This is a genomic window from Coprococcus sp. TM115-187 (assembly GCF_027679115.1).
GTDB classification, from domain to species: Bacteria; Bacillota; Clostridia; order Lachnospirales; family Lachnospiraceae; genus Allocoprococcus; species Allocoprococcus comes.
This window is the reverse complement of the sequence record NZ_JAQEKS010000049.1, coordinates 1-2,076: the sequence shown is the minus strand read 5'-3', so window position 1 is coordinate 2,076 and position 2,076 is coordinate 1. Positions and strand designations below refer to the sequence as shown.

At 33.4% G+C, this 2,076-nt stretch carries 2 protein-coding genes; both read right to left on the bottom strand.

Annotated elements, in window-relative coordinates; all coding sequences use genetic code 11:
• The coding region (locus PGW42_RS15715) for an RrF2 family transcriptional regulator (RefSeq protein ID WP_270235191.1) at window positions 1–1,161 on the bottom strand (1,161 nt) is incomplete at its 3' end.
• A 438-nt stretch (window positions 1,162–1,599) separates the two neighbouring features.
• A partial coding sequence (locus PGW42_RS15710) for a PucR family transcriptional regulator (protein ID WP_270235190.1) occupies window positions 1,600–2,076 on the bottom strand: 477 nt, incomplete at its 5' end.

Sequence of the window (2,076 nt, the reverse complement as noted above, 5' to 3'; positions counted from 1 at the left end):
CTGTTGAATCATAACAATCTGATCCATATTTCTGTAAATAAGCGCATCCGGCAAAAGATTCATCAATTCACCCTCGATAACACCTACTTCGTGAAGCTGTTCTTTTGTATATTTTCTTTGTACATTTTTTGTGATGGTATGAAAATCAACAACCCTGTAAGTATCGCTTTCTTTCATTCCGAGCTGTGCTGCCGCTTCAGTCATTTCTTTCGAACTCAGTAATCCATTCAGAATATTTTGGATAATATCTCTCTGATACGTCTTTTTTTCTTCATCCTGTGCAAATTCACTCAAAAATCCATCCTGTAAGTTAATAGTCGCATTTTCGAGTTCCATACAAACATCCTGTTCTTTTTTTCTTAGCTCCTGTTCCATTGTTACGATCGTATTCGGAATCACTTTTGTATTATGAAATGTAATAATTGCTGTATTTTCCTTTACATCCACATACTTACTAGCTTTCATCCATACATACGATGTACCGTTATTTTCGATGATTCCGCGATAGAAAATTTCTTCTTCCACACATCCATCTACAAGATGTTCTGTTAAATTCTCACCTGCAAGACATTTCTGGACATTTACCCAGTCTGCTTCACAAATATATTTTTCCGCATATTTTTTTATAAAGTCATCATATGATTCTGCTGTTTTTACTTGTTCATAGACATCATGATTATGAGAATAAATACATTCATAATCTTTTTCTCTCAGATTAACTTTTATAATCACATAAAATTTTCCAAGATATTCATCCTTACCAGGACGGATAATGTCTGATATCTTTACGCTTTCCAAGCGGTTATTGTATATATTTTGCAGATCCAGCAGAATCTGATGTACTTTACAGCAGGCTATATAATTTTTGGAGCAACCTCCCTCTTTTTCCAGGCACCTGCTAATTGCCATGGTGGATTCTGTACACGATATCACATCCCTTAAAGATATATTCTCTGGCTGTTTTGCAATCTGATATCCACCCTTTATCCCTTCACAGGCTTTTATGATTCCTGCTTGTTTTAATTTTTTTGTTATTTTTGGAATATAACTGGATGGAACACTTAGTTCCTGAGATAATTCTGATGTAGAGATCATCTGCCTTTGTGCTGCCAGATAACATACGATTCTGATAGCATAATCCGTTGTACTTGTAAGCTGCATGGTTTTACCCCTTTCCTTAGCTAAACTATTTCAGGTATTAGTTCGTCCTAAAAAATTGGTGGGTTCCTGTCGGACGATGAAATTGATTATTCAAAAATTTCCATCAATTTCATCAAGATATGGGGGTCGTTCTACTCTATCATCAGATATAAGATCTAGAATTCTATAAATAATAATATCGCAACATATAGTAATGCGATGATGGCTTTTCAATATAATTTTTTCTCATTGTCTATTTGAATCAGAGAATGTTTCTCATCATCGTTTCTGAATTATATACCATTTTAATTTTTTTTATAATGTTCCAAACAGGAAAAGTTTTTTTATTTTTTTGTAAAATCTGTTCCATCGTATCGATACTCTTCCATATAATACCTTTTTATGAACTTCGTTCAAAAAAAAAGAAACCATGCCTCAACACGATTTCTCTTTCTTTTTCTATTCTATTTCTTTTAACATTTTATAAATAATCAGACCATTACTGACTACCAGTACTTCATTTGCATCGTCAAAATTTATTCCGGAAATTTGTTTTATTTTTTCAAGCCTGTAAGATATCGTTCTATAATGAACAAACATTGCACCTGCAGTTTTCTTGATGCTTTGGTTATTTCTAAGATACATCTGCAAGGTTGTAATCAATTCTCCCTTATGTTCATCATCATATAAATATAATTTCTTTAACGTTTCCGGAATGCATCTTTCCAATTCCGTCATATCATCAACTTTGCCGAATATCTGGAAAAATCCGAGGTTCGAATAATGTACTACTGACTTATTCTTATCACCAGTCACCAGGCGGATAATCTCAATATACTTGATAGCCTGACTTGCTTCGTAATAAGATTCTTTCAATCGTTGATACCCTTCCACACTTTTTCCTATACCAATCTGAAAGTCTGTATCTTTCTTTCT